Raw genomic sequence first — 25,520 nt, 5'->3', positions numbered from 1 at the left:
GCTCTGATAGAATCACGGTTTATGGATGAACTCATACGCAATCTGGCAGTATATGCACTGCCTGTCCTCTTTGCGCTCACGATGCACGATGCCGCCCAGGCATTCGCCGCGAAGCGCTTCGGAGACAACACCGCCCACGCCGCCGGACGCACCACTTTCAATCCGCTGGCCCATATCGATCCCATCGGCACCATCGTCATTCCGGTCGTGATGTACCTGATGTCCGGGTTCGTGTTCGGCTATGCGAAACCGCTGCCGATCAACTACGGCCAGATGCGCCACCCGAAGCGCGACATGGCGTGGGTGGCACTGTCCGGTCCCGGCGCGAATTTCCTGATGGCCCTGATGTGGCTCGTGATCGCGATCTTCCTGCAGTATTTCGGCGTGCAGGAAGACTTCCCGCACCTCGTCGCCAAGGCGGGTATCCAGACGAACCTGTGGCTGATGGCCTTCAACCTGCTGCCGATCCCGTCGATGGACGGCGGGCGCGTGCTGTTCAGCCTCCTGCCGCACAAGGCCGCGTTCCAGTACGCGCGCCTGGAGCCGTACGGTTTCATCATCCTGCTGGCGCTGATCTTCCTGCACCTGATCGGCCCGTGGCTGTACTGGATCGGCATCGTCGCGAACCTGCTGCTGCACCTGATCGTCTATCCCCTGACCATTCTCCTGACCTGATACCGCTATGTTTCCCGACCGTGTCGTTTCCGGCATGCGCCCGACCGGGCTGATGCACCTTGGCCACTACCATGGGGCCCTGAAGAACTGGATCCGCATGCAGTCCGAACTGCCTTGCCTGTTCTTCGTGGCCGACTGGCACGCGCTGACCACGCACTACGACGACCCGACCATCATCGAGAAGAGCACGTGGGACATGGTGATCGACTGGCTGGCGGCCGGCATCGACCCGGCCCAGGCCACGATCTTCATCCAGTCGAAAGTGCCGGAGCATGCGGAACTGCACCTGCTGCTGTCGATGGCCACGCCGCTCGGCTGGCTCGAGCGCGTGCCGACGTACAAGGACCAGATCGAGAACCTGGCCAACCGCGACCTCGCCACCTATGGCTTCCTCGGCTACCCGCTGCTGCAGGCGGCCGACGTGCTGATCTACCGCGCCACGCAGGTGCCGGTCGGCGAAGACCAGGTCCCGCACATCGAGATGATGCGGGAGATCGCGCGGCGCTTCAATCACCTGTACGGCAAGGAACCGGGCTTCGAACAGAAGGCGCTGGAAGCCGTCAAAAAGCTGGGCAGCAAGCGTGCCAAGCTGTACCTGGAACTGCGCACCGCGTACCAGCAGGAGGGCATCGAGGCCGCTCTGGAACAGGCGCAGGCCATGCTGGACGAAGCGGGCAGCCTGTCGAACATCGACCGCGAGCGCCTGTTCGGCTACCTCGAAGGCAGCCGCAAGATCATCCTCGTCGAGCCGCAAGTGAAGCTGACGGAGGCGTCGCGCCTGCCGGGCCTCGATGGCCGCAAGATGTCCAAGAGCTACGGCAACTCGATTTCGCTGCGCGAGGATCCAGCATCCGTCACCAAGAAAATCCGCACGATGCCGACCGACCCCGCACGCGTGCGCCGCAGCGACGCGGGCGATCCGCTGAAGTGCCCCGTGTGGCAGCTGCACGAAGTCTATTCCGATCCGAACACGAAGGAATGGGTCATGAAGGGTTGCACGAGCGCCGGCATCGGCTGCCTCGAATGCAAGCAGCCCGTCGTGGAAGCCGTGCTGGCCGAGCAGGAACCGATGCACGAGCGCGCGCAGCAATACATCGACGACCCGTCGCTCGTGCGCGCGATCGTCGCCGACGGCTGCGAGAAGGCACGCAAGCTGGCGCAGGAAACGATGCGCGACGTGCGCGAAGTCATGGGGCTGTCGTACTCGTGATGATGCACGGCGCGGGCGACAATCCATCGGCGTGGGTCGCCCGCTGGGCGCCGCAGATGCCATCGGGCGAGGTGCTCGATCTGGCCTGCGGCGGCGGACGTCACGCGCGCCTGCTGGCGGCGCTCGGCCACCCCGTGCTGGCCGTCGACCGCGATGGGCAAGCGCTGGCGCAGGCGGCGGGGCCCGGCATCACGACCTTGCAGCACGACCTGGAAGAAGAGGGCAGCGTCTGGCCGTTCGCGCCCGGACGCTTTGCCGGCATCGTCGTCACGAACTACCTGTACCGGCCGCTGTTCGCGCACCTGGCGCAGGCGCTGGCGCCCGGCGGGATCCTCGTCTACGAAACCTTCGCGCTCGGGAACGAACGCTTCGGCAAGCCGTCGAATCCGGCATTCCTGCTGGCGCCGGGCGAGCTGCTGGACGTCGCACTGCGCCACGGCCTGCGCGTGCTGGCGTACGAGGACGGCAGCGTCGACACGCCCCGTCCGGCCCGCGTCCAGCGGCTGTGCGCGGCGGGTCCGGCGTTCGATCCGGGCGGGGTCAGACTGGATATGTAACCAACCTGTAACCACGCCATTTATATGGTGTGGAATGAACCATAACGCCAGGCTATCCGCTACAATCGACATTTATTTATTAACGGCACGGTCCACTGATTATGATTAAGGGCAGCATAGTAGCAATCGTCACTCCGATGTTCGAGGATGGAAGTTTGGACAGGGACAGCCTGCGCAAACTCCTCGACTGGCATGTGGCGGAAGGTACGGACGCGATCTGCATCGTCGGTACCACTGGCGAGTCGGCCACCGTGAGCCCGGAAGAGCACTGCGAACTGATCAAGCTGACCGTCGACCACATCGCCGGCCGCATCCCGGTCATCGCCGGCACGGGCGGCAATTCGACGGTCGAAGCGATCGCACTCACCCGCCACGCCAAGGAAGTCGGCGCCGACGCCTCGCTGCAGGTCGTCCCGTATTACAACCGTCCGTCGCAGGAAGGCATGTATCGCCACTTCAAGGCGATCGCCGAATCGACCGACCTGCCGGTGATCCTGTACAACGTGCCGGGCCGCACCGTGGCCGACATGAGCAACGAGACCGTGCTGCGCCTGGCCGCCATCGACAACATCGTCGGCATCAAGGACGCGACCGGCAATCTGGCCCGCGGCATCGAACTGCTGCGCGACATCGACCGTTCGTTCGCCGGCAAGGGCAAATCGTTCGGCGTGTTCTCGGGCGACGACGCGAGCGCGCTGGCGCTGATGCTGTGCGGCGGCGCCGGCAACATCTCGGTGACCGCGAACGTGGCCCCGCGCGCGATGGCCGAGATGTGCAAGGCCGCGCTGAGCGGCCAGAACGCCCGCGCGATCGAGATCAACAACAGCGTGCTGGAACTGCACAGCAAGCTGTTCGTCGAGCCGAACCCGGTGCCGGTGAAATGGGCACTGGCCGAGATGGGCAAGATGCCCGCCGGCCTCCGCATGCCGCTGGCCCCGCTGGCCGCGCAATACCACGACACCGTCCGCGCGGCCCTGCGCGCCTCCGGCGTCCTTTGATTACCAGCTTTAACGATATGACGAATCGCAAGATGATGACCTCCACCGCAGCCCGCACCGTGGCGCTGACCGCCATCGCGTTCAGCCTGGCCGCGTGCACGACCGTGTTCGAATCGGACAAGGTGGACTACAAGGCTTCCAAGAAGGCGGCACCGCTGGATATTCCGCCCGACCTGACCCAGCTGCAGAAAGACAACCGCTACGCCGTGCCGGATGGCCGCGGCGTCGCCACGGCGTCCGGCTTCCAGCAGCAGCGCGGCGCCAATCCGGTCGTCGCGGCCGCATCCGGCGAACAGATCGGCCAGGTGCCGACCGACACCATCCGCATCGAGCGTAACGGCAACCAGCGCTGGCTCGTGGTCAAGGAGACCCCGGAACAGCTGTGGCCGCAACTGCTGGAGTTCTGGCATAACTCGGGTTTCACCGTCGAGACCGAGTCGCCACAGACCGGCATCATGGAAACCAACTGGGCCGAGAACCGCGCCAAGATCCCGCAGGACTTCATCCGCCGCACCATCGGCAAGGTGTTCGATTCCGCCTATTCGACGGGCGAGCGCGACAAGTTCCGCACCCGCCTCGAGCGCCGTCCCGACGGCACGACCGAGATCTACATCAGCCACCGCGGCGCCGAGGAAGTGCTGACCGGTCCGCAGAAGGAAACGACGACGTGGACCGCGCGTCCGAACGACCCGGAACTGGAAGCCGAATTCCTGAGCCGCCTGATGGCCCAGCTGACCGGCACCAAGGTCAAGGAAGCGACCTCGTTCGTGACGAACGCCCCGCTGGAAGCGCAGCACGCCAAGCTGGAAGGCAACAAGGTCGTCGTCGACGAAGGTTTCGACCGCGCATGGCGCCGCGTCGGCCTGGCGCTGGACCGCGTCGGCTTCACGGTGGAAGACCGCGACCGCGTGCAAGGCATCTACTACGTGCGCTACGTCGATCCGGACGCCGTCAAGAAGGAAGGCTTCTTCAGCAAGCTGTTCGGTGGCGACGACAAGAACAAGGAAGCGCAGAAGTACCGCGTGCTCGTCTCGACCGTGCAGGGCGCGACGTCGACCGACGTGACCGTCCAGACGAACGACGGCAAGCCGGAGACGTCGCCGACCGGCGCCAAGATCCTCAAGCTGCTGGCGGACGAGTTGAAATAAACCCGTATTCGTCAGCGCATGAAAAAACCGGCCCGCGAGGCCGGTTTTTTTATCCGCGTATGGATAAACAAAACCGCGGACGTAAAAAAACCGGCCCGCGGGCCGGTTTTTTCAATCGGGCGGTTCGAATTACTTCGAAGCAGCCGGAGCAGCAGCAGCCGAAGCGGCTTCAGCAGCAGCCGAAGCAGCCGAAGCAGCAGCCGAAGCGGCCGAAGCAGCAGCTTCAGCAGCGGCCGGAGCAGCCGGGGTAGCGGCAGCGTCAGCAGCCGGAGCGGCCGGAGCAGCAGCCGGGGCGGTCTCAGCAGCCGGAGCAGCCGGAGCAGCGGCCGGAGCTTCTTCTTTCTTCGAGCAAGCAGCCAGGGCAACAGCCAGCAGGGAAACGATCAGCAGAGATTTTTTCATGGTTTTTCCTTAATTAATTCAAAAGGGTGGTGCGATGAATAATTACCGGTAATTATCGCTCGTCAGGAATTCTCTTGTTTGTATACTTTGGAAAAAGTGCCTACAGACAACGGAACCTTCCTAACCCGATATTATAGCCAAATTTACTGAATCGCAATAGAAAAGTCGTGTCAAGACGTAACAGTTGCCAGAACGGGTAACGTGCATTTTCTTGCAATGCCACATGGCATGTCCGTGCGCCAATTCTCATAGGAGAAATGACGCATAGTACGTACTTACAGTCCGGTAACACTGGTCCGCAGACCAGGCTGCGATTCTGCCCAAATCGCCTCGAAACGCAGACGCGATACCTCGGTTTGTTGCGGTGCGTCAAATGCGGCTTCACCGCGCATATGATGGCTGTGGAAACGCCGCACGATGTGCAGATCGTCCGCGATGCAGAACGAATCCGTGAGGTCGCGCAGCGCGCGCGGCGTCCGGCGGCATTCGATGCCGTGCGCATAATCCTTGAGCAGGCGCAGGAAGCGCGGCGCGTCGCGCTCCAGGTGCGACGTCTCGTGCAGCGCCAGGCGCAGTCGGCCGCCGCCGTGCAGGAAGCGGCGCAAGACCGCATCGACGTCCGGCGCGCCCAGCCGGAACAGGGAAACATCGGGATCGAACATGTCGAGCGTCGACCGCGCCCGCGCCATCGCCTCGCCGAGCTGCTGCTGGAACGCGGCGCGGGTGTCGAAGGGCAGAAGCGAGGGCGCGGTCATGATCAGGCGAGCTCCAACCAGCCGTCCTGGTACCAGGTGTACAGCGCTTCCAGCACGTCGTCCGACGCCCGGTCGAGCAGGGCGCCGCCCAAGCCGCGCTCGTTGGCGAGCACATCCAGCACGGTCTTGTCCGCGCGCCCGACGGCGAACGATTCGCCGTTGATGAACACGTGCTTGCCGCGGTAGAGCATCAGCGTCTTGGGCGACAGTTTGAGGCCCTTCTTCGCGGCCTGCTCCATGAAGCGGCCCACCGTCAGCGGCTTCGCCACCGGCGTGAAGAACACGTTGTGCTTGGGCTCGGACAGATATTCGCCCAGGAAGATCGTCACGTCTTCCTCGTCCCAGCGTACCTTGTTGAGTTCTTCGGTAATGGTCGCCAGCATGTCGCGCGGGATCTCGGCCGGGTTCTTCGCGGGCTGCAGGCCCGGATCGGCATAGCGGCCCGGCAGGTCGATCGAGTCGGCCATGAACTGCAGGAAAGCTTCGCCCAGCTCCTGGAACGACGGCGAGCGGAAGCCGATCGAATACGTCATGCATTCGCCCTCGGCCACGCCGTCGTGGGCGTAGTGCGGCGGCAGGTACAGCATGTCGCCCGGTTCCAGCACGAATTCTTCCTCGGGCTCGAAATTGGCCAGGATCTTCAGCGGCAGGCCGTCGACGAGCGTCAGGTCCTGCTGTGCGCCGATGCGCCAGCGGCGGGTTCCTTGCGCCTGCAGCAGGAACACGTCGTAGGAATCGAAGTGCGGGCCGACGCCGCCGCCGTCCGTCGCATAGCTGACCATCAGGTCGTCCAGGCGCGCGTCCGGCACGAAGCGGAACTGGCGCAGCAGGGCGTCCGCCTTGGGGTCGTGCAGGTTGACGCCTTGGACGAGCATGGTCCATTCGCGCTGGGTGCGCGGCGGCAGTTCGGCCAGCGGGCCCTGCTGCATGTCCCATTGGCCATCGGCCAGCGTGACGAGGCGCGACTCCACGTGGTTCAAAGTCGCCAGTTCGGCCAGCTTCTCGAACTTGAGCAGCGGCTTGAAATTGGGGATCGCCTGACGGATCAGCAGAGGTTTCTTGTGCCAGTAATCGCGGAGGAACTGGGCGGGGGTGATGTTCCCGAGGAGCTGTAATTTTTGCATGCGTCATTATAACCAGCGCCGGGCGGGGCAAACCGGTGGTAGGGTTATAATCGCAACCTTACCCACGAAAGGAAGTGCAATGAAGATTGCCCAGAACACGGTTGTGTCGGTGAACTATAAACTGTCCGACGCCCAGAACAACCTGATCGAAGACGGCGCCCAGCCGATGGTCTACCTGCACGGTGGCTACGAAAACACGCTGCCCAAGATCGAAGAAGAGCTGGACGGCAAGGACGTGGGTTACACGTCGACCATCCAGATCGAGCCGGAAGACGCGTTCGGCGACTACGATCCGAACCTGGTCAAGGTCGAAGAACGCAACCGCCTCCCGGAGCCGATCGAAGTCGGCATGCAGTTCGAAGGCGTGGCCGAGGGCAGCGAGGAAGAGCCGGTTATCTTCACCGTCACCGAAATCGCCGACGACAAGGTCGTCCTCGACGGCAATCACCCGCTGGCCGGCATGGCCCTGCGCTTCGACCTGTCCGTGATCGACGTCCGCGCGGCAACGCCGGAAGAGATCGCGCACGGCCACGTGCACGGGGCCCATGGCCACGATCACGGCCACGACGACATCGGGGACAGCGAAGAGGGCGATCACTTCCGCAGCCAGCCGCTGCAGTAAGCATCGTTAGCTCGTCGTTCCCGGCCCGGGCGGCCCTTGGCGGGAACCCGATGCATTCGGCTTCGGACCCAAAGCCTGGGTCCCCGCATGCGCGCACTGGTGTCCGGAATAATTCCACCCGCGCAATATGACTTTCATAGGTAAAAGCCGTCGCTCCCGCGAAAGGGGGAACGGCCCGCCGGGCTGTTCCCCCATGCAGAAGTGCCGACGTCAGTCCGTGTACGAGACTACGGTACCTTTGACGTACAGAATTCTGCGGCTCAGCATGGGGGGAATAGTGCCGGGGGCACTAATCCCGCTTTCGCGGGAATGACGTAACTTTTTTCGAATTTCATTCCGGACGCTGGTGCGCATCGCGGGGACGACGTTCATTTGTGTCGGCCAGAGTCACCGCGACCTGGTCACTGGTCTTTCGCGGCCTCCACCTTACGGGAATCGACCTTGAACAGGGTCTTCGTTCCCGGATCGACGACCACTTCCAGCGCATCCGCGCCGGCCGCCAGATGGCCGACATTGCCGTGCCATTCGATCACCGGCTTCGCGCGCACGCGCGTGCCGTCCACCAGCAGCACCTTGCCCGGGAATTTCTGCGCCAGCGACATGATCAGCCGCCGCGGTTCCGCGAAGCCGTCGTTGTCCGGCACGGCGCTGCGCAGCAGGGCGCGCAGGCCCGTCGGCTGCGAGAGCGCCTTGACGTCCCCTTCGGAAAACAGGACGACCGCTTCGAGCTTGTCGCGCCTGGCGATGGCGAACAGCCGGTTCAGCCAGAACCGGTTCGCGACGAGCCGGTCCTCGTACTCGCTGTTGCGGCCGGCTTCGTTCAGGTAGTGGTTGTTATTGGCAGGCATGTTGACGGTCGCGTACAGTACCTTGCCGACCGACCAGTGGGCATTTTCCGCATAGCTGCGAAAGCGCGGGCTCATCGACTGGCGCGTCAGCGCGAGCTTGCGTTCGCCGAGCGTGTTCGGCTCGCCGTAGAACAATTCGCGCATGCGGTTCAGGCGCTCGATGGCGTTCGAGCGGCCGGCGCTGTTCCGGCACTCGGCCCAGTCGCTGCCGGCCGGCAGCACGACGACGGGCCGGCGCGCCTCGTCGATCAGCTCGCGCCGCTTCTGGTACAGCTTGTCCGAGCAGGGTTCGTTCGCGCCCTTGATGCCCGTGACGACGAGGAAGGCGACGGCATTGTCGTCGTTGTCGCGCAGCGCCTCCCTGAGGCGCTTTTCGCCGCCGTCCGTGAAACCGTGGCCGACGATGGCGAAGCGGTGGCCGTCCTCGTCGCGCCCGTCCGCATGGGCGCCGCCCGCGAGGGCGCAGAGGAGAGCGAACAGGGCGTACGAACGGCGCCGCTGTATCGACAGCCGCTGTATCGACAGCCGCTGTATCGACAGCCGCTGCATCGTCAGGCCGAGGCCAGGCGCTTGAGCTCGTACAAGCGTTCGAGCGCTTCGCGCGGGCTCAGGGCATCCGGATCGATGGCGTCCAACAGCGCCAGTGCGGGCGATTCGGCCGACTGCGGCACTGCTGCCGGCGCCGCGGCTTCGGTGTCCGCTTCGGACTCGTCGCACGGCGCCGGCGCGAACAGATCGAGCTGCGGCGTCGCATCGAGCGCCTGCGCTTCCAGCCGCGCCAGGTGCTTGCGCGCGGCGCGGATCACGCCAGGCGGCACGCCCGCGAGCTGCGCGACCTGCAGGCCGTAGCTCTGCGACGCGGGACCGTCCTGCACGGCGTGCAGGAACACGATGCTGTCCTTGTGCTCGACGGCCGACAGGTGCACGTTGGCCGCGCTCGGATTCTGTTCCGGCAGCTGCGTCAGTTCGAAGTAGTGCGTGGCGAACAGGGTAAAACTGCGGCTCGTCTCGATCAGGTGGCGCGCGATGGCCCACGCGAGCGCGAGGCCGTCGAACGTCGACGTGCCGCGGCCCACTTCATCCATCAGTACCAGCGAGTGCTCGGTCGCGCCGTTCAGGATCGTGGCCGATTCCGTCATCTCCACCATGAACGTGGAGCGGCCGCCCGCCAGGTCGTCCGACGCGCCGATGCGCGTGAAGATGCGATCGATCGGGCCGATCGTCGCGCTCGTCGCCGGCACGTAGCTGCCGACATAGGCCAGCAGCGTGATCAGCGCGACCTGGCGCATGAACGTCGACTTGCCGCCCATGTTCGGACCGGTGATCAACAGCAGGCGACGGTCGTTCGACAGTTTGCAGTCGTTGGCGATGAAGCGTTCGATCTGGTTTTCGACGACCGGATGGCGGCCTTCGACGATCGTCAGGCATGGTTCCTCGACCAGCTGCGGCATGCACCAGTTGTTGCGCGTGGCGTGGGCGGCGAGGGCGGTCAGCGTGTCGAGCTGCGCGATGCCGGATGCGATGCGCTGCAGGCAGACGATGTGCGGCGCGAGGTCGGCCAGCAGCAGGTCGTACAGCAGCTTCTCGCGCGCCAGCGCCCGGTCCTGCGCGGACAAGGCCTTGTCTTCGAACGCCTTCAGTTCGGGCGTGATGTAGCGCTCGCAGTTCTTCAGCGTCTGGCGGCGGCGGTAATCGTCCGGCACCTTGTCGGCCTGGCCGTTCGTGACCTCGATATAAAAGCCGTGCACGCGGTTGTACTCGACGCGCAGGTTGGCGATGCCCGTGCGTGCGCGCTCGCGCGCCTCCAGGTCGACGAGGAACTGGCCGGCGTTCTCGGACAGCGCGCGCAGCTCGTCGAGCTCCGCATCGAAGCCGCGCGCGAACACGCCGCCGTCGCGCACCATCGCGGCCGGCTCCGTCGCGATGGCACGCTGAAGCAGGTCGGCGCACGCCTCGGGAATCGCGATGGCATCGACGATGTCGCGCAGCAGGCACGAGTCGCCCGGGATAAAGCAGCGCGCCACCTGCTCGCGCAGGGCCGGCAGCTGTTTCAGGCCGTCGCGCAGGCTGGCGAGATCGCGCGGACGCGCGCTCAAGAGCGCGATGCGCGTCGTGATGCGTTCGATGTCCGGCACGTGCGCGAGCGTCGCGGACAAGTCCTGCATGGCGTCGCGCTGGGCCAGCGCCTCGATCGCCTCGTGACGCGCACGGGCCACGCGCTGATCGCGCTTCGCGTGATGCAGCCAGTGGCGCAGCAGGCGCGACCCCATCGCCGTGCGGCAGCCGTCCAGCAGAGAAAACAGCGTGGGCGATTCGTGGCCGCGGATCGTCTCGGTCAATTCGAGATTGCGGCGCGTGGACGCATCGAGGCCGATGAATTCGCTCTCCGATTCGACGGCGAGACTCTTCACGTGCTGCAGGCCGCGGCCCTGCGTCGCCTGGGCATAGCGCAGCAGCGCGCCGGCCGCGCCGAACGCGGCGCCGAGACCGTCCGCACCGAAGCCGGACAGCGTGGCGACGCCCAACTGGTCGAGCAGCGCCTTGTGGCCGTGCACGACGTCGAAATGCCATTCCGGTACGCGCGCCGTGTGGCCGACCGGCGACTCTTCGAACAGATCCGCGCCGCCATCCGCGCGCAGCACTTCGGCCGGCGCGATGCGTTCCAGTTCCTGGGTCAGGCGGGTCGCGGCCGTGCGCGCGTCGCCCGCGAATTCCATCAGCTTCAATGCGCCGCTCGCCAGCGACATCCATGCGAGACCGGTCGTGACCACCTTGCGCGTCGTGACCGTGCACACGGCGAGCAGGGGACGCTCGGCCTTTTCGGGCAGCAGATCGGCATCCGTCAGCGTCCCCGGCGTGACGACGCGCACGACCTTGCGCTCGACGGGACCTTTGCTCAGCGCCGGATCGCCGATCTGTTCGCAAATCGCGCACGACTCGCCCAGTTTCACCAGCTTGGCGAGGTAGGGATCGAGCGAGTGGAAGGGCACGCCCGCCATCTTGATCGGATTGCCACCCGAGCTGCCGCGCGCCGTCAGCGTGATGCCCAGAATGCGCGCGGCCTTCTCGGCGTCCTCGAAGAACAGCTCGTAGAAGTCGCCCATCCGGTAGAAGACGAGCATCGTGGGGTAGTCGGCCTTGATGCTGAGGTATTGCTGCATCATAGGAGAGAAGGGGCTTTTCCCAGGCTTCACACCCTGCGGATTGATAGCCGTGTGTTTTTCGGCCGATGGCTGTGCAGCAATGCTATTCGCCATGGCGGCGTGAATTTCGTGTGGGACAGTCATAATTCAGAAAAGTATCGGCCGGGCAGGGCGCCAACCAGGACAAGGCCGTCATTGTACCGCTAAGGCCAGCGGATGGAAGGGCATGGGATTCAGCCAACGTGGTCTAATATGCTCGTGTTCCTTCGCCGCGTGCCCGCACATGTCATTTTCTATCGACCTCCGACCCGCATGCCGGGCTTTGTCCCTTGTCTTGCTGTTGGCCACGCCGGTTGGCAGCCGTGCCGCACGCCTCGAGGAAGATATGCAGGTCAAGGTGAGCCGGCATGGTGATGTCGTCACCGCTCATGCGCAATTTGCGGTGCCGGTCAGCGCCCGGCAGGCATATGCCGTCCTGACCGACTATGACCATATGACGGACTTCCTGGCCGACCTGGACGAGAGCCGCATTTTATCGCGTACGGAAGACAGCATGCTGGTCCGGCAATCCGGCAAGGTGCGATTCGGTTGGTTTAGCATCCCGTTCGAATACGTGAGACGTGTCGAGCTTTTTCCAGGCACGAGACTCGTCTCGCATGTCGTGTCGGGCAGTGTCAAGCAGGGCGACGTCACGACATCCCTTCAGGAGTCGAATGGACAAACAGTCGTCACCTACGACAGCAAGGCGACCATGGGATACTGGCTACCATTCGGGATCGCCGATACGGCCATCGCATCCCGTATTCAAAAGGATCTGGAAAGCCTGCGTTTGGAGATGCTCCGCCGCAAACAATCTGCCGGCGCAGGTGACTAACTCCGATTAGTCGATCCGACGCCGACGGTCTTGTCAGGCATACTAAAGCGCACCGTCACCAATAGCCCACGCCCTGTCGGTCCGTCGCAAAGTGCCACAGTGGCTTGATGGGCATTCGCGACGCTGCGCACTATCGACAGGCCTAGCCCACTGCCCCATTCGGCATGCCCCGCGCCCCGATAAAACCGGTCGAACACCCGTGCCCGCTCCGTAGGCGCGATGCCGATTCCGTCATCGGCCACCTGCAGCACGATCTCCCGCTCGGTTTGCGCGACGGTCACGTCGATACGGCCGCCCGGCGCAGTGTAGCGCAACGCATTGTCGAGCAGGTTGCCGATCAGGATACGCAGACCATCGGCGTTTCCGGGCAGGCACGGACCATCGAGATCCGCCTCGGCCTCGACGATCCCCAGGTCGATATTCTTCGCGCTGGCCTGGTCGTAGCGCTCCCCGATGCAGGCACGCGCCACTTCTAGCAGATTGACCGGTACCTGGGCCGCCTCGCCCGTGCCGCCTTCCTGCCGCGCCGCAGTGAGCAACTGCTGCACCAGATGGATGGCGCGATCGAGGCGCTGATGCAGCTTGGTGAAGGCGGCTGCGCGCTGTTCGTCGTCACCAGCGCGCTCTGCCAGTTGCAACTGCAGCTGCAGGGCGGTCAGCGGCGTACGAAGCTCATGCGCCGCGTCCGCCACGAAGGTGCGCTGGCTGTGCAATGCATGGTCGAGCCGTAGCAGCAGGTCGTCCATTGCCGCGACGACGGGCCTGAGCTCTGGCGGCTCGTCCCGCTCGGCAAGTGGCTGGAGGTCGCTCGGCGACCGGCGGCCCAGCGCTTGCGCGAGCCGGGTCAAGGGTTTCAAGCTGCGCCCCACGACGGCATAGATCAGCCCCCCAGTATCGGCAGCATGACCAGGAACGGGAGCAGCGAGCGCAACGCCAGCCGCGCCGCGAGTTCTTCACGCGCCGACACGGATTGCGCCACCTGTACCCTGTCGCCGCCGCGCTCGGCGAGGTACACGCGCCACGTATCGTCGTTGCTGGTCAGTGTCGCGTAGCCGGGCCGTGACGCGGCTGGCAGGACATGTGCGGTGGTCGAGACGTAGCCGAGCCGCCCGGACCGGTCCCAGACCTGGATCACCACCTCTTCCTCGGGATCGCCATGCTCGTGCCGCGCCGGCAAACCAGCCTGCGTGGTCGGCAGCGTCGTCGCCATCTGGCGCAGCTGGTAGTCGAACAGTTCGTTGGATTCTTCCAGGACCTTGAAGTAGATGGCGCCACCGGCCACGAGGGTGCAGGTCAGGGTCCCGCCCAAAAGGCCGAGCAGCAGCTGGCTGCGGATTGTCCTCATGGGATCCTCATGCGGTCTTCATGAAGCCAGCGGCGCCAGGTAGCCCACGCCGCGCACGTTCCTGATGAAATCCGCGCCGAGCTTCTTGCGCAGGCGGTGCACGTACACGTCCACAGTGTTGCTCTCGACCTCCTCGTTCCAGCCGTACAGCTTCTGTTCCAGCAATGCCTTCGACATGACGCGTCCGGGCGGGTCGAGCAACGCGGCCAGCAGCGCGAATTCGCGCGCCGACAACGGTAACGGCTTCCCGTCGAGCAGGGCCTCGTGCGCGGTCAGGCGCAAGGTCACGCCGCGGTGCACGATGTCAGGTTGCGCGCGGCCGGCGCCGCGCCTGAGCAGCGCACGTACCCGCGCGAACAACTCTTCCAGATCGAACGGTTTGACCAGGTAATCGTCGGCACCGCCGTCCAGTCCCTGCACGCGGTCGGCGGTGCTGTCCCGCGCCGTGATGATCAGGACCGGTGCCTGGCCGCCGCGGGCGCGGTACTGGCGCAGCACGTCGAGGCCGTCTCGGCCCGGTAGGCCGAGGTCGAGCAACAACAGGTCGTAGACGTCCGTCACCAGCGCCAGCTGGGCGGCCCCGCTGTCCTGCACCCAGTCGAGCGCATAGCGTTCCGCGCGCAGGCCTTCGGCGATGCTGTCGCCGATCATCGGGTCGTCCTCGATCAGCAGCAGGCGCATGGGTGGTTGTCGCGGGAGCGTGAATTAGTCATGGAACACCTCGGAAATCGCGCCGCCAGCTTACCGCAAACCGCGCGCTCATGGGCCGACCACCACCATCGTGAACGTTTTGTCGACGACGGTCGGCAGGTACACCCGACCGCTCGCCGGATCGAACGCCATGGTGCGCGCGCCCTTCGCAGTCGGCACCTCGACCGCGGGCGCGTAACGGTCGGCGTCCAGCTGGCGCACCACGCTCAGCGTGCCCGCGCCATTGGAGGAAAACACCGTGGCGGTACCGGGATCGTAATATGCCGCGTCCGGATGGTCGCCGATCGCGATGTGCGCCACCACCTTGCCCCTCGCGCTGTCGGTGACCATCATCGCGCGGTTGCCGCATACCGAGAACAGCCGCGCGTGCGCGCTGTCCAGCGCCAGTCCGCTCGGTTCGTCGCAGCCGGCCAGCGGCCAGTGCGCCAGCACGTGGTCGGTCTCTGCGTCGATCGCAACGATCTCGTTCTTGTCCTCGACGTTCACGTAGACGCGTTTGCCGTCGGTGGCCGCGAATTCCGGCTTGCCGCCGACCGCGATCGTGGCGATCGGCTTGCCGCTCGCGGCATCGAACACGCTCACGTCCTGGCTCTTGCCGTTGAACGTATACAGCTTGCGGGTGGCGGGGGCGTACAGGATCGCGTCCGGATTGGCGCCTGCCACCTTCCAGTCGCCCTTGACCTGCAACGTATTGAGGTCGAACACGGTGATGCTGTTGGCGCGGCCGTTGCTGGTGAAGCCGAGCTTGAGGTCCTGCGCGAATGCCACGCCGTGCACGCCGGCCGTATTTGGAATCTCGCCGACCGGCTTGCCGCTGGCGGCGTCGAGCACCTGCACCCGGTCGCCGCGCGTGACGAACAGCCGGTTGCGCTGGGTGTCGAGCGCGAGGTAATCCCAGCGCGTTGCCGGGCCGAGGTCCCAGCGCTGTTGCACAGCGTAGTGGACGGGCTCCGCGGCGGCGGCCGAGGACAGGCAGGCCGCCAGCGCGGCGCCGACGAGGAACGGTTTGATCAGGACAGGTTTCACGGTTTCTCCATATGGACAGCGTCAGACTTGGTCGGCGCCGGACGAGCGTCCGCGCATCAGGTGAAACAGGACAGGCATCAGCAGCAGCACGAGCGGCAGTTGCACGACCAGCCCGGAAATGATGGCGATCGCCAGCGGCTGCTGCATTTCGGAGCCCCGCCCGAGCGCGAACGCGAGCGGCAGCAAGGTCAGGATCGCGGCCAGCGTCGTCATCGCGATCGGCCGCATGCGGTTCAATCCCGCTTCCAGCAAGGCCTGCTCGCGCGTGCGGTCGGCGACCAGCTCCTGCTGCTCCGAGTAATAGAAGATCGCTACCTCAGTGGCCATGCCGATGATCATGGTCATGCCCATCATGGCCGAGATGTTCAGCTCGATGTGGGTCAGCCACAGGCCGATGAACACGGCCGACACGGCCAGTAGCGCGGTGACGAGGATCGACAGCGCCAGCCGGAAGCTCTCGTACATGAACAGCAGCAGCAGGAACACGAGCGTGCTGGCGGCGGCGAACACCGCCATCAGGTCATGGAAGGCGATCTGCTGCTGCTCGTACAGGCCACCCAGCTGGTAATAGCTGTCGGCAGGCAGCGTGCGCGGCTGGGCCATCATCTTCTGGACATCGGCGATCACGGAGCCGAGGTCGCGCCCGCTGATGCGCGCGGTGACGGCCACCATGCGCTTGAGGTTCTCGCGGGTGATCTGCGCCTGGCCGGTGACCGCATGGATCTCGGCCACGCGCTGCAGCGGGAACACGTGACCGTCCGGCGCGACCACGCGCAGCCGGCGCAGATCGGTCTCGGTGGCGCGCTGGTTCTGCGGCACCCAGATGCGTACGTCGACCATCTTGACGCCGCCCGGCACGTGCGTCGCGACGGTGCCGGAGAGGACACTGGACACGTAGCGTGTGATGGCGTCGGCGTCCATGCCCTCGAGTGCCGCCCGCGCCGGATCGACGCGGATGTCAAGCGCGTCGCCGGCCGGGTTGATGCCATCCTTGACGTCGACCACGCCGTCGATCTTGGAGAGGCGCGCCGCCACCGCCCGCGCGCTCGCGGCCAGCGTGCCGGGACGGTCGCCGAAGATCTTGATCTCGACCGGCTGCGGCACGGCGGTCAGATCGCCGATCAGGTCTTCCATCAGCTGGGCCATCTCGACCTCGATGCCGGGTACTTCGTGCTCGATGCGGCCGCGGATGTCGTCCATCACCTGGTCCACCGGACGCCGGCCCGACGGTTTCAGACGCACGAAGAAGTCGCCCTGGTTGGCTTCGTTGAGGCCGCCGCCCAGGCCGGCGCCGGTGCGGCGCGAATAGGTGGCGACATCGGGCGTCGCGCGGATGATACCTTCGACCTGGCGCAGCAGACGGTCGGTCTCGGTGAGTGCGGTGCCGGGCGGCGCGCGGTAGTCGAGCACGAAGCCGCCTTCGTCCATGGCCGGCATGAAGCCGGAGCCGACCGCGCGGTAGGCGACAAAACCGGCCAGCAGCAGCGGTAGGACGCCGATCAGGAGCAGCCAGGGCCGCGCCAGCAGCGCGCCGAACACGCGCCGGTAGTGCCCGTGCAGCCAGCGCACCAGGCGAGAATCGGGGGCGTGCTCGGCGTCCTTCGCATTCAGGAAGCGGTCGGCCAGCAGCGGCACCGCCAGCCAGCTGATCAGGAAGGAGATGAACAGCGCCGCCGCCATCGTGAGCGACAGCGCCTTGAAGAACGCACCGGTCACGCCGGAGAGGAAAGCCAGGGGCACGAAGATCACCAGAGTCGACGCGCTGGAGCCGGCCAAGGGGCGCAGGAATTCCAGCGCGGCGGCCATCACGCGCTTGTGCACCTCGCCTTCGCCGCCCTGGAGGCGCCGCATGATGTGCTCGATCATCACGATCGCATCGTCGATGATCAGGCCGACCGCGGCCGCCATGCCGCCCAGGGTCATGATGTTGAAGCTCATGCCGAGCACGTACAGCAACACCACCGTACTGGCCAGCACGGCCGGCACGACGACGATCGCGATCAGCGTGACCTTCACGTTGCGCAGGAACAGCAGCAGGACGGCCGCCGACAGACCGATGCCGATCAGGACGGCGTCGCGCACGCTGGCCGCCGACGCCGTCACCAGTTCGCTCTGGTCGTACCAGCTGGCGATTTGCACACCTGGCGGCAGTTGCTTGCGCAGGCCGTCCAGGCGCGCCTTGATGTCCTGTGCGATTTGCACGCTGTTGCTGCCCGGCTGCTGGTAGACGGAGAACAGCACGGCGTCGCGGCCGTCGGCGGTCACGCGGGTCCAGTTCGGCGCCGTGCTGGCATCGACGCTGGCGACGTCGGCGAGCCGCACCATGCCGCCAGCGGGGTTGCGCAGCACCAGTGCGCGCAGCCGCGCGAGGGAATCGAGGCGGGTGTCCGACACCGCGAGGTACAGCTTGTAGTGGTCTTCCAGCCGGCCGACCGCGCTGATCACGTTCGCCGCCGACACGGCCTTCGCCACGTCGTCCAGCGCCAGGCCGACCGCCGCGAGGCGCGCCGGATCGACCGTCACGCGGTATTCCTCGATCGCGCCACCCTGCACCTGCACGCGCGCCACGCCATCCACGCTCGACAGCGCGGGACGCAACTGGAACTCGGCCAGGTCGTGCAGTGCAACCTCAGACATCGTGCTCGAGACCAGGCTGTAGGCGATGATCGGGAACACGGTCGGGTCCATGCGCCGCACAAGCACCTGCGTCGCCGCGGGCAGCGAGCCCTGCACCTGGGCGATGGCCGCGTTCACCTGCAGCGCGGCGGCCGCCATGTCGAGGCCCCAGTCGAAGGTGATCGAGACTTCGGCCGAACCGCGGCTCGTGGTCGAGCGCACGTTGCGCATACCCGGCACGCGGCGCACCGCCTCCTCGACCGGCCGCGTGACCAGCATTTCCATCTGCTCGGCGGGCTGGTCGCCCGCATCGATCGAGACAACCACGCGCGGAAAGTCCACGGTCGGGAACAGCGATACCGGCAGGCGGAACGCCGCGACGAGGCCCGCCAACGCCAGCAGCGCGAGCAAGAACAGAATCGAGCGCCGGTGCGCCTGGGTCCACCCGGCCAGCGTCATTGCTTCGCCTCGCGTACCGGCATGCCGTCGTGCAGCTCGTAGTTGCCGAGCACGACCACCTGTTGCGCCGGGTCGATCCGACCGTCCACGCCATAGGTCCTCGCGGTCTCGTCCAGCACGTTCACGGCGACGCGACGCGCATGGCCGCCCGCGACCTGGAACAGGTAGCTGCCCTGGTCGTCGCTCAGCACGGCCTGGCGGGGGACGCTCCAGGCGCTACCTTCGCCAAGCGTGATCGTCGCCTCCACGCGCGTCCCAATCACAAGGCCCGCAGCCGCGCTCGCAGGCAGGTTCACGATCGCGGTCACCATCTGGCTCTTCGGGTCGATCACGCCATCGACAGTCGCGACGTGCGCTATGATCGGTGCGGCACCGTCCAGCAGCGGCTTGAGCGTGACCGCCATGCCCGGTTTCACGGCCGCGCTGCGGGCCGGCTCGATCGCCAGCAGTGCGCGCGGATGGCCGGTGGGACCAAGCTGGGCGACCGGCGCGCCGGCGGCGACACGTTCGCCCTGCGCGACCGGCAATGCGGTCACGACGGCATCGAACGGCGCCGTCAGCGTCACGCTCGCATGGGCCCCGCCCAGTTTCGCCTGCGCCGCCAGCGCGGCCTGGCTGTCCTCCAGCTGCTTGCGCGCGGCATCGACCTGGGACTGCGTGGCCAGCTGCAAGCCAGCGAGTTCCTGCTGGCGCTTCAATTCGCGTTGGGCGAAGCCGACCGCGTTCGCTGCCTGCGCATAGGCGGCGGCGGTATTCGGATCGGTACCGATCACGGCGACGATATCGCCGCGACGCAGGCGCTGACCCGGCACCAGCGGCAAGCGGAGCAACTGGCCGGGTTGAGGAAAGCTGAGCGATTCCGGCTTGCCCGCTGCAATGTCGCCGAAGGTGTCGAGGGTCCGGGGCATGCTCTGGCGGGCTACCTGCTGCACGCGGACCAGCGCGCTGGGCTCTGCCGCATTTTCCGGCGCGGCATCGGCGGTGCCGGCGCCGGCGTGCCAGTGCCATGCAACCGCGGCACCCACGGCCACGACGAGCGCGCCGATCACGAGAATGGATGTCTTCATGGTTGGGGATGTTCAGTCGAGGATGCATCGGGAGCGATCCCGAGCAAGGTTTGCAGCGCGACACGCTGTTCGGCGATCTGCTGCTGCAGGGTAATCCGCTCGGCCTGCTTGGCCAGCAGCGCTGCTCGCGCATTCGTGTACGCGAGCGCATCGATCAACCCGGCGCGCGCCGCCAGGTCACTGCGTTGGATGGCCGGCTCCAGCCGGGCCAGCGCGGTATCGATGCGTTCCAGCTGCGCGCGGTCGAGGCGCTGCTGATCGAGGACGGCGCGGATCTCGTTACGCGCCGCCTGGACGCGCACCTGGTATTCGTCGTGCAGTTTTTGGCGCGTGGCCTGCTCGATGGCGATGTTGCCGCGGTTGCGGTTCAGCAAGGGCAGCGATAGCGTGATGCCCAGGCTGTTCGAATATACGTTGCTGTTGTCGCGCGAGCGGGTCAGGCCCACGTTCAGTGAAGGAAACTGGGCTAGCAGCGCCGCACGGTAACGCTGGTCCTGTGCCGTGTAGCCTGCGACCAGGGCGCGCAGGTCGGGACGGCGCCGGTGAAGGTCGGTCAGCGCGCTATCCGCCGCACCCTCGTCCGCGAACGCGGGCGGCGTGCCGTCCTGAAGGCGCAGATCGAAGCGGGCGTCCAGGCCGAGCAAGGTGTTCAGGTCATGCGCGGTCTGGCTCAGCTGGCGCTGCAGGTCGTGGATTTGTTTATCGATGTCCTGCAGCGCCGTCAGATTGGGCAGCGCCGCGTCGCTGGTGAGCAGGCCGCGCTGCTGGGCTTGTTCCGTGCGCGTGGCGCGGTCGGCGAACAGCGCCCGGTTCGCGTCCAGCACGGCCAGCAGCCGCCGGCCATGGGTCAACCGGACGAACGCCAGCCGCGCCTGCGAGGCGACCTGCCATTCCTGCCACAGCAGCGCCAGGTCGGTCTTCCGCACGTCGGCCTGGGCGGCGCGGCGGCCGGCGGCGTGACTGATCAACGCCCCGACGTCGTAGTTGAGGCCAAAGCTGAAAGCGCGTGTGCCGCCCGGACTGGCGTCGCTGTTGGACACATCGCCCGCCAGCGCCAGCTGCGGGTCGGGCAGCAGGCCTGCGGCGAAGGCCTGGGCACGCGACACGGCAAGATCGTCGCGCGCCAGTTTCAGATCGGGATTGTTCACCACGGCCAGCGTCGCGACCTCGATCTCGTCGAGGCCGTCGTGCGGATCGAAGGGATGCGCGGCCAATACGGGAAACGGCAGGCTGCGCGTGTCGACCTGGATCTGGGCAGGACACCCGGGCAGCTCGGGGACAGGTCCGAGCGGCAGCGGCCGGTAGGTCGCACAGCCGGCTACTGCCAGACAACACATACACGAAAGGAATCGGTAGACCATCGTAGTGGGGCACACGTGACATTATTGCCCAGCTTACCAATCGGACAATGAATGGACGATTAAAGGATTGCGGCCAGATACCGAGCCCTGCCGCGCTGGCCGATGCCGATCAGGAATGGAATCGCCCAGAGGAGCCGCTCGGCAAGGAAATTCGCCACCGCCAACACCAGAGCGGCGGGTTGCTGGGGTGGGCTGAGCCCGGTGACGTAGCCTGTAGTGCCGGCCGCGGCAATGACGAGGACTAACAGGGTGAGTTCTGCGTAGCGGTGCATGATGCCTCGCCAAAAAGCGCAAGAGTTGTGCAAACGAGAGGCTACGGAGGAAACTTAGCTGCTACTGCGCGACGTACACAATCGTGCGGCTGCCAACCAGAGACGCATCGTGCCCTTGCCCATGCGTGATTTTTTTTCGTTATCTGTCTCGTGCGTGCCCGAGCGACAGGTTATTCTTGGGCTTACCACCGGAACCTGCCACGCGCCACGAGCCGGGCGTGGTCATACGAATCGATCAGCAAAGAGAAAGTCATGCTCCAGGCAGCATCAGGCTGGATTTTTCATCTCGATACCAGACTTGCCGCGTTCACCGCAGCGCATGGGGCGTGGGTCTATCTGATGCTGTTCGCCGTGATCTTTGTCGAGACAGGTGTTGTCCTGCTGCCGTTCCTGCCCGGCGACTCCTTGCTGTTCGTGTCCGGCACGCTGGCTGCCGGCGGCGCCCTGCACCTGGCGATCCTGCTCATTGCCGTCGCGCTCGCGGCGATAGGCGGAGACGCGGCGAATTTTGCAGCGGGCACGATAATGCGCAAGCACCTGGCTGCCGGAGGGGCGGGGGCGCGCTTGATCAACCAGCGACACCTGGACCGGACCCGCGAATTCTTTGACAGACACGGACCGCAGGCGATTATCCTGGCCCGCTTCGTCCCGGTTGTGCGGACGTTCGCGCCCTTCGTGGCGGCACTCGGCAGTATGCACTTCGGCCGCTTCATCGCCTACAACGTGTGCGGCGGTCTGCTTTGGGTCGGACTGCTGGTTGGCACCGGCTACAAACTAGGTAACGTGGGCTGGATCCGCGACCATCTTTCGATGGTGCTGATCGGGGTCGTCTTATTGTCCATCCTGCCTGGTGTGTTTGCCTGGGCCAAGCAAAAATTCGGTCGACGGAGAGCGACTTCGTAACGTTCGGGATCTACGCCTATGGTTCAGTTGCGGTTTTTGCGCCGGCGTTCCGATCGTCGACGAGATGTCTCGGACAGGAACAAAGCATACTCTGTAACGAGTGCGGTTTCGTCATCGGTTCTTCGTTCCGGCATAGCAGTCCCTGTCGCTGGCAGGCAAATGGGGTAGTCGGCGGGAAAGCTCCCCGCCTGGCCCGATGTCCCCGATATCACATCGACTTGTTGTCTATTCTATAGACATGATCGTGCTTGTTGAGTCCACAGTGTGAGCGGTTGTAACGGAACGCCTTCCGCGAGAGGCAGGTGATGTCGCGCACAGTCAAGTTGCCAAGGTTTAGCACCTGAAACAGGTGCCTTGGCTTAACCATCACCGATACAGGAACCACTCGGCTATATTCCGCGAGCGGAGACTGAGGCAAACCTACTATTGGCGACAACAGAGGGCAAGGTGTGTTATGGCAGAAAATGAGCATTGCCGACGCTGGCAAATTGCTGTGCTTCGTCGGCGTAGCATCCTGGCCCAGCGGGCAAAAGTTGGATTGCGGTTTGGCAGTGTCTAGGGCAGCTGCGGCTGTTCAGTGTTCCCATGCCACCCAGGTACGTTCGCAAAGTATTTGGTGCCTTTCCCGACGCCGGCGGAGGTTAGGGCGCCCTTTTGCAACAAATCGGCCAGATCACGCGTCCCCGTCGCATCCGAGCAGCCTGTGATTTTCGTGTATTTCTCTCGCGTAAGCCCGCCGAGAAATCCGCCATTTCCGGCATCCAGCAATTTTTCGAGCACCTTCTTCTGCCGCTCATTGAACTCGTCTCCCGAATGGGCTGCCCAGTAGCGCGCTTTTTCAAGAGCGACGTCAATATGTTTCAGGGACTTCTGGCACGAGGCCGCGAACTGGTCTGCGAACCATATGATCCAGTCGGTGATATCGAGATCTCCTTTTTGCGCCTGGTTCAGTTGCTCGTAGTATCGCCCTCTGTTTTCCTCCATCTGCCGCGACATGCTGTAAAGCCTTTTATCGCCCCCTGTCTCCTGCGCGACGACGCTGTCGATGATGGCTCTCCCGATCCGTCCGTTCCCATCGTGGAAGGGATGGATCGTCTCGAACCATAGATGAGCGATCGCTGCCTTGACTACGATGTCCATCCGTGGCGCCTGGTTGAACCACCTCAAGAACTTATCCATCTCCGCCGGCACATCTCTTGAGTCAGGAGCTCGGTAGTGAACGACCTCGCGCCCGGGCCGCCCGCTAACGATCTGCATTGGTTCATCAAAGGAACGGTATCGTCCAACCTCGATCTTCTCGACACCCGAACGCCCAGTTGGGAAGAGGGCGGCTTGCCAGCTGCAAAGTCTATTTTCGTCGAGAGGCTGATCGCAATTGGCGATAGCGTCATCCATCATGTCGACCAGCCCGTCGATGTGTCGTGATGACGGACCGATGTACCTGTTGGCCACTTTCCTCATCACTGACGATCGCACCTGGTCAAGGTCGAGGGACTGCCCCTCGATTGCCGCGGTCGAAATCGCTTCCTGCACCCATATCTCGCTGAGCACGTTGTCCAGGTCTGCGGAACCGAAGCCGATTGCGTGCACCGCGCCCAGCAGCATCCCCTGCGCGAGGCGAGCAGAGCTAAGAGCTTTCTGAACTGCCGCGGGATCGAACTTCCACTGCGGCCAGTCCTTGTGTTGCCATACGTACATGGGGGTTTGAGGCGTATTCATGCTTTTTTCGAATCAGGATTTGATTCGTATTTTAGCATTTACGGCTCAGGGAATATCTGCTGGCGTAGTTCGAGCACGTCTAGCATTTCCAGGTCGCCTTAAGCACGGCCGCGCGAACCTGGATGAGCAGTGTAGTCGCAAAAAGTGCCTATTTGAATCTAAAAAACAATATAAACAATATAAATCAAGGTATTAATTGGCCCGCATCGATAGCATGCAGGGAGAATCCGCGACGGGCCGCGTCCTGCGGATGAATGTCGTCGAAACAGGCCAATGCCGAACTCGACTGGCGCAGTTTTTGGCGTAGGTTTCCCTGTTCACCGCAAATGTTCATTCGAGAACACACCCATGCATCATCGGGGTGTGCTGGCTTTTTCCGGACTTGGTAACTTGTTGATCTAACGGCATGTCGTCGTCTAACTTCATGATTTTGTTGCGGATTCTTTGGGCTCGCGTGGCTCTCGATCACATCACGACGCATCAGGCGGCATCGCTTCACTTCACTTCACGGATTGGCGTAGCTTTTTCGATGCTCTGCCGTCGAACCTACGCCTAGGGAGCAAACCGGTGTCGCGGACGGTCAAAAAGCTACGCCGGCCCCTCTGCTGGGAGAGTGATGCGCTCGATACCGAGGGGCCGAGCAGCTGTCGCCAGACGTGCACTTTACCATGTCCCACCGGTCGACCTGCGGCGCGAGATGCAGGGTCGGCAAGTATACGTGAAAAGCTACGCTGAGCCTATGCCTGAACGTGTGGAACCGACAATCCGAGGACGCTCAAGGATACGCTGCAGAACGGACCCTACACTTTGGTTGCACGGCATAAGTCAACGTATGCGAAAGGAGGAAACAAATGGTATTCGACGCCAGGGCGGCCAAGCTGCTGGCCCCCGGTGAGCACTACACCATGCCCGACTGCCCGGGTCTCCGCTTTGAAGTGTCATCGACGACACGCGCATGGATCTATCGCTACAAGAGTCCCGTCGACGGCAAGATGCGTCAGGTGAAGATTGGTGCTTGGCCTGCGGTATCGATCAACGCGGCGAAGGCCGAATGGGAAAAGCTGCGCGACCAGCGCGCGCGGGGCGAGGATCCTGCTGTCGAGCGTCGCGCCAAACGTGCCCAGGAAAACGAAGAGAAGGAAGCTGCGCGCTCGAAGTCGAGCCGAACGCTGACGGTGCGTACGTTAGTCAATTTTTATCTGGCCGGGCATGTCGAAAGAAAGCGCAAACAGAAAGGGATCGACGAGACTCGCCGGACGCTGAACTACGCGTTATGTGCGACGTGTCCCGAGGAGTGGTCCGGAGAGTTTGGAGAGCTCGACCCGGCGAAGGTCACCCGTGCGCGGGCATTCGCCTTGCTTCACACATTTATCGAAACCCCCGTGCAAGCGGGGCGGGTTCGGCTAGAGCTTGGCACCGCCTGGGACTTCGGTCATGACGCGGGCAAACTGCCCGAGGAGGTGCCGAACTGGTGGCGGGTCATTATGCGGGGAAAGCTTCGCAGCAAGGGACGTTTACGCGAGGGCAAACGCATCGGAACGGCGAAGCGCCATTCGATCTTGGGATACGTTAGTCCGGTACAGTTTGAAGAAGCTAAAAAGCTTAAAGCGGTGTCATCCGAATCGGCAGCAGGCCACAGTTCGTGGATGAACACTTGAGTTATTCTCCGGCGAACGGAACGAGGG

At 64.5% G+C, this 25,520-nt stretch carries 23 protein-coding genes; 9 read left to right on the top strand and 14 right to left on the bottom strand.

Annotated elements, in window-relative coordinates:
* Positions 1-81: 81 nt before the first annotated feature.
* The 5 genes from BVG12_RS13005 (at position 82) to bamC (ending at position 4,588) form a co-directional block, all read left to right on the top strand.
* Positions 82-675 (top strand): site-2 protease family protein, encoded by a 594-nt coding sequence (locus tag BVG12_RS13005; RefSeq protein ID WP_307189112.1) that lies wholly within the window; start codon positions 82-84, stop codon positions 673-675.
* A gap of 7 nt (positions 676-682) precedes the next feature.
* Positions 683-1,885, top strand: a complete 1,203-nt coding sequence (locus BVG12_RS13000; RefSeq protein ID WP_075792747.1) for a tryptophan--tRNA ligase — start codon at positions 683-685, stop codon at positions 1,883-1,885.
* Between the two features lie 2 nt (positions 1,886-1,887).
* Positions 1,888-2,442, top strand: coding sequence for a class I SAM-dependent methyltransferase (locus BVG12_RS12995; RefSeq protein ID WP_075796346.1), 555 nt, complete (start codon positions 1,888-1,890; stop codon positions 2,440-2,442).
* 101 nt (positions 2,443-2,543) lie between these two features.
* On the top strand, positions 2,544-3,440 hold the full coding sequence (gene dapA, locus BVG12_RS12990; protein WP_075792746.1) for a 4-hydroxy-tetrahydrodipicolinate synthase: 897 nt from the start codon (positions 2,544-2,546) through the stop codon (positions 3,438-3,440).
* Positions 3,441-3,472: 32 nt separating this feature from the next.
* On the top strand, positions 3,473-4,588 hold the full coding sequence (gene bamC, locus BVG12_RS12985; RefSeq protein WP_179966262.1) for an NlpB/DapX family lipoprotein: 1,116 nt from the start codon (positions 3,473-3,475) through the stop codon (positions 4,586-4,588).
* 129 nt (positions 4,589-4,717) lie between these two features.
* Here bamC and BVG12_RS12980 read toward each other — a convergent pair whose 3' ends face one another.
* The 3 genes from BVG12_RS12980 to BVG12_RS12970 all read right to left on the bottom strand — a co-directional run bounded on the left by BVG12_RS12980 (position 4,718) and on the right by BVG12_RS12970 (position 6,869).
* Complete coding sequence (locus tag BVG12_RS12980; RefSeq protein WP_075792745.1) at positions 4,718-4,990, bottom strand: hypothetical protein; 273 nt, start codon at positions 4,988-4,990, stop codon at positions 4,718-4,720.
* Between the two features lie 275 nt (positions 4,991-5,265).
* Positions 5,266-5,745, bottom strand: a complete 480-nt coding sequence (locus BVG12_RS12975; protein WP_075792744.1) for a DUF7931 domain-containing protein — start codon at positions 5,743-5,745, stop codon at positions 5,266-5,268.
* 2 nt (positions 5,746-5,747) lie between these two features.
* Positions 5,748-6,869, bottom strand: coding sequence for a cupin domain-containing protein (locus BVG12_RS12970; protein WP_075792743.1), 1,122 nt, complete (start codon positions 6,867-6,869; stop codon positions 5,748-5,750).
* A gap of 79 nt (positions 6,870-6,948) precedes the next feature.
* Between BVG12_RS12970 and BVG12_RS12965 the strand changes: the two genes are divergently transcribed.
* Positions 6,949-7,491, top strand: a complete 543-nt coding sequence (locus tag BVG12_RS12965) for an FKBP-type peptidyl-prolyl cis-trans isomerase (RefSeq protein WP_075792742.1) — start codon at positions 6,949-6,951, stop codon at positions 7,489-7,491.
* Positions 7,492-7,892: 401 nt separating this feature from the next.
* Here BVG12_RS12965 and BVG12_RS12960 read toward each other — a convergent pair whose 3' ends face one another.
* Entirely contained in the window at positions 7,893-8,888 is a 996-nt protein-coding gene (locus tag BVG12_RS12960; protein WP_229503872.1) for a hypothetical protein, read from the bottom strand.
* A 2-nt stretch (positions 8,889-8,890) separates the two neighbouring features.
* Positions 8,891-11,503 carry a DNA mismatch repair protein MutS gene (mutS, locus tag BVG12_RS12955; protein ID WP_156895624.1) on the bottom strand — a complete coding sequence of 871 codons (2,613 nt, stop codon included), beginning with the start codon at positions 11,501-11,503 and terminating at the stop codon, positions 8,891-8,893.
* Positions 11,504-11,765: 262 nt separating this feature from the next.
* On the opposite strand from mutS, the gene BVG12_RS12950 reads away from it, so the two are divergent.
* Positions 11,766-12,356, top strand: a complete 591-nt coding sequence (locus BVG12_RS12950; protein ID WP_169926813.1) for an SRPBCC family protein — start codon at positions 11,766-11,768, stop codon at positions 12,354-12,356.
* Here BVG12_RS12950 and BVG12_RS35095 read toward each other — a convergent pair.
* The 8 genes from BVG12_RS35095 to BVG12_RS12915 all read right to left on the bottom strand — a co-directional run bounded on the left by BVG12_RS35095 (position 12,353) and on the right by BVG12_RS12915 (position 21,213).
* Complete coding sequence (locus tag BVG12_RS35095) at positions 12,353-13,213, bottom strand: ATP-binding protein (protein ID WP_229503871.1); 861 nt, start codon at positions 13,211-13,213, stop codon at positions 12,353-12,355. The two genes, BVG12_RS12950 and BVG12_RS35095, sit on opposite strands and share 4 nt — an antisense overlap.
* Before the next feature lie 23 nt (positions 13,214-13,236).
* Positions 13,237-13,701 carry a sensor histidine kinase N-terminal domain-containing protein gene (locus BVG12_RS35090; RefSeq protein WP_229503870.1) on the bottom strand — a complete coding sequence of 155 codons (465 nt, stop codon included), beginning with the start codon at positions 13,699-13,701 and terminating at the stop codon, positions 13,237-13,239.
* 18 nt (positions 13,702-13,719) lie between these two features.
* Positions 13,720-14,382: a response regulator gene (locus BVG12_RS12940; RefSeq protein WP_075792739.1), complete on the bottom strand. Its 663-nt coding sequence runs from the start codon at positions 14,380-14,382 to the stop codon at positions 13,720-13,722.
* 78 nt (positions 14,383-14,460) lie between these two features.
* Positions 14,461-15,438, bottom strand: a complete 978-nt coding sequence (locus BVG12_RS12935) for a PQQ-binding-like beta-propeller repeat protein (protein WP_083684995.1) — start codon at positions 15,436-15,438, stop codon at positions 14,461-14,463.
* Between the two features lie 21 nt (positions 15,439-15,459).
* Positions 15,460-18,513 carry an efflux RND transporter permease subunit gene (locus tag BVG12_RS12930; protein WP_075792738.1) on the bottom strand — a complete coding sequence of 1,018 codons (3,054 nt, stop codon included), beginning with the start codon at positions 18,511-18,513 and terminating at the stop codon, positions 15,460-15,462.
* The gene (locus BVG12_RS12925; protein ID WP_083684992.1) at positions 18,510-19,580 is read right to left on the bottom strand and encodes an efflux RND transporter periplasmic adaptor subunit; all 1,071 of its coding nucleotides are present in this window, start codon (positions 19,578-19,580) and stop codon (positions 18,510-18,512) included. Before BVG12_RS12925 ends, BVG12_RS12930 begins: the two co-directional genes overlap by 4 nt.
* On the bottom strand, positions 19,577-20,917 hold the full coding sequence (locus BVG12_RS12920; RefSeq protein WP_169926812.1) for a TolC family protein: 1,341 nt from the start codon (positions 20,915-20,917) through the stop codon (positions 19,577-19,579). Before BVG12_RS12920 ends, BVG12_RS12925 begins: the two co-directional genes overlap by 4 nt.
* Positions 20,918-21,000: 83 nt before the next feature.
* Complete coding sequence (locus tag BVG12_RS12915) at positions 21,001-21,213, bottom strand: hypothetical protein (RefSeq protein WP_075792736.1); 213 nt, start codon at positions 21,211-21,213, stop codon at positions 21,001-21,003.
* Positions 21,214-21,465: 252 nt separating this feature from the next.
* Between BVG12_RS12915 and BVG12_RS12910 the strand changes: the two genes are divergently transcribed.
* Complete coding sequence (locus BVG12_RS12910) at positions 21,466-22,116, top strand: VTT domain-containing protein (RefSeq protein WP_075792735.1); 651 nt, start codon at positions 21,466-21,468, stop codon at positions 22,114-22,116.
* A 555-nt stretch (positions 22,117-22,671) separates the two neighbouring features.
* Here BVG12_RS12910 and BVG12_RS12905 read toward each other — a convergent pair.
* Entirely contained in the window at positions 22,672-23,835 is a 1,164-nt protein-coding gene (locus tag BVG12_RS12905) for a Fic family protein (protein ID WP_075792734.1), read from the bottom strand.
* An 851-nt stretch (positions 23,836-24,686) separates the two neighbouring features.
* Between BVG12_RS12905 and BVG12_RS12900 the strand changes: the two genes are divergently transcribed.
* The gene (locus BVG12_RS12900; protein ID WP_075792733.1) at positions 24,687-25,493 is read left to right on the top strand and encodes an Arm DNA-binding domain-containing protein; all 807 of its coding nucleotides are present in this window, start codon (positions 24,687-24,689) and stop codon (positions 25,491-25,493) included.
* The last annotated feature ends 27 nt before the right edge of the window (positions 25,494-25,520 follow it).

The organism is Massilia putida (assembly GCF_001941825.1).
Lineage (GTDB): Bacteria > Pseudomonadota > Gammaproteobacteria > Burkholderiales > Burkholderiaceae_D > Telluria > Telluria putida.
This window is presented reverse-complemented; position numbering and strand designations above follow the sequence as displayed.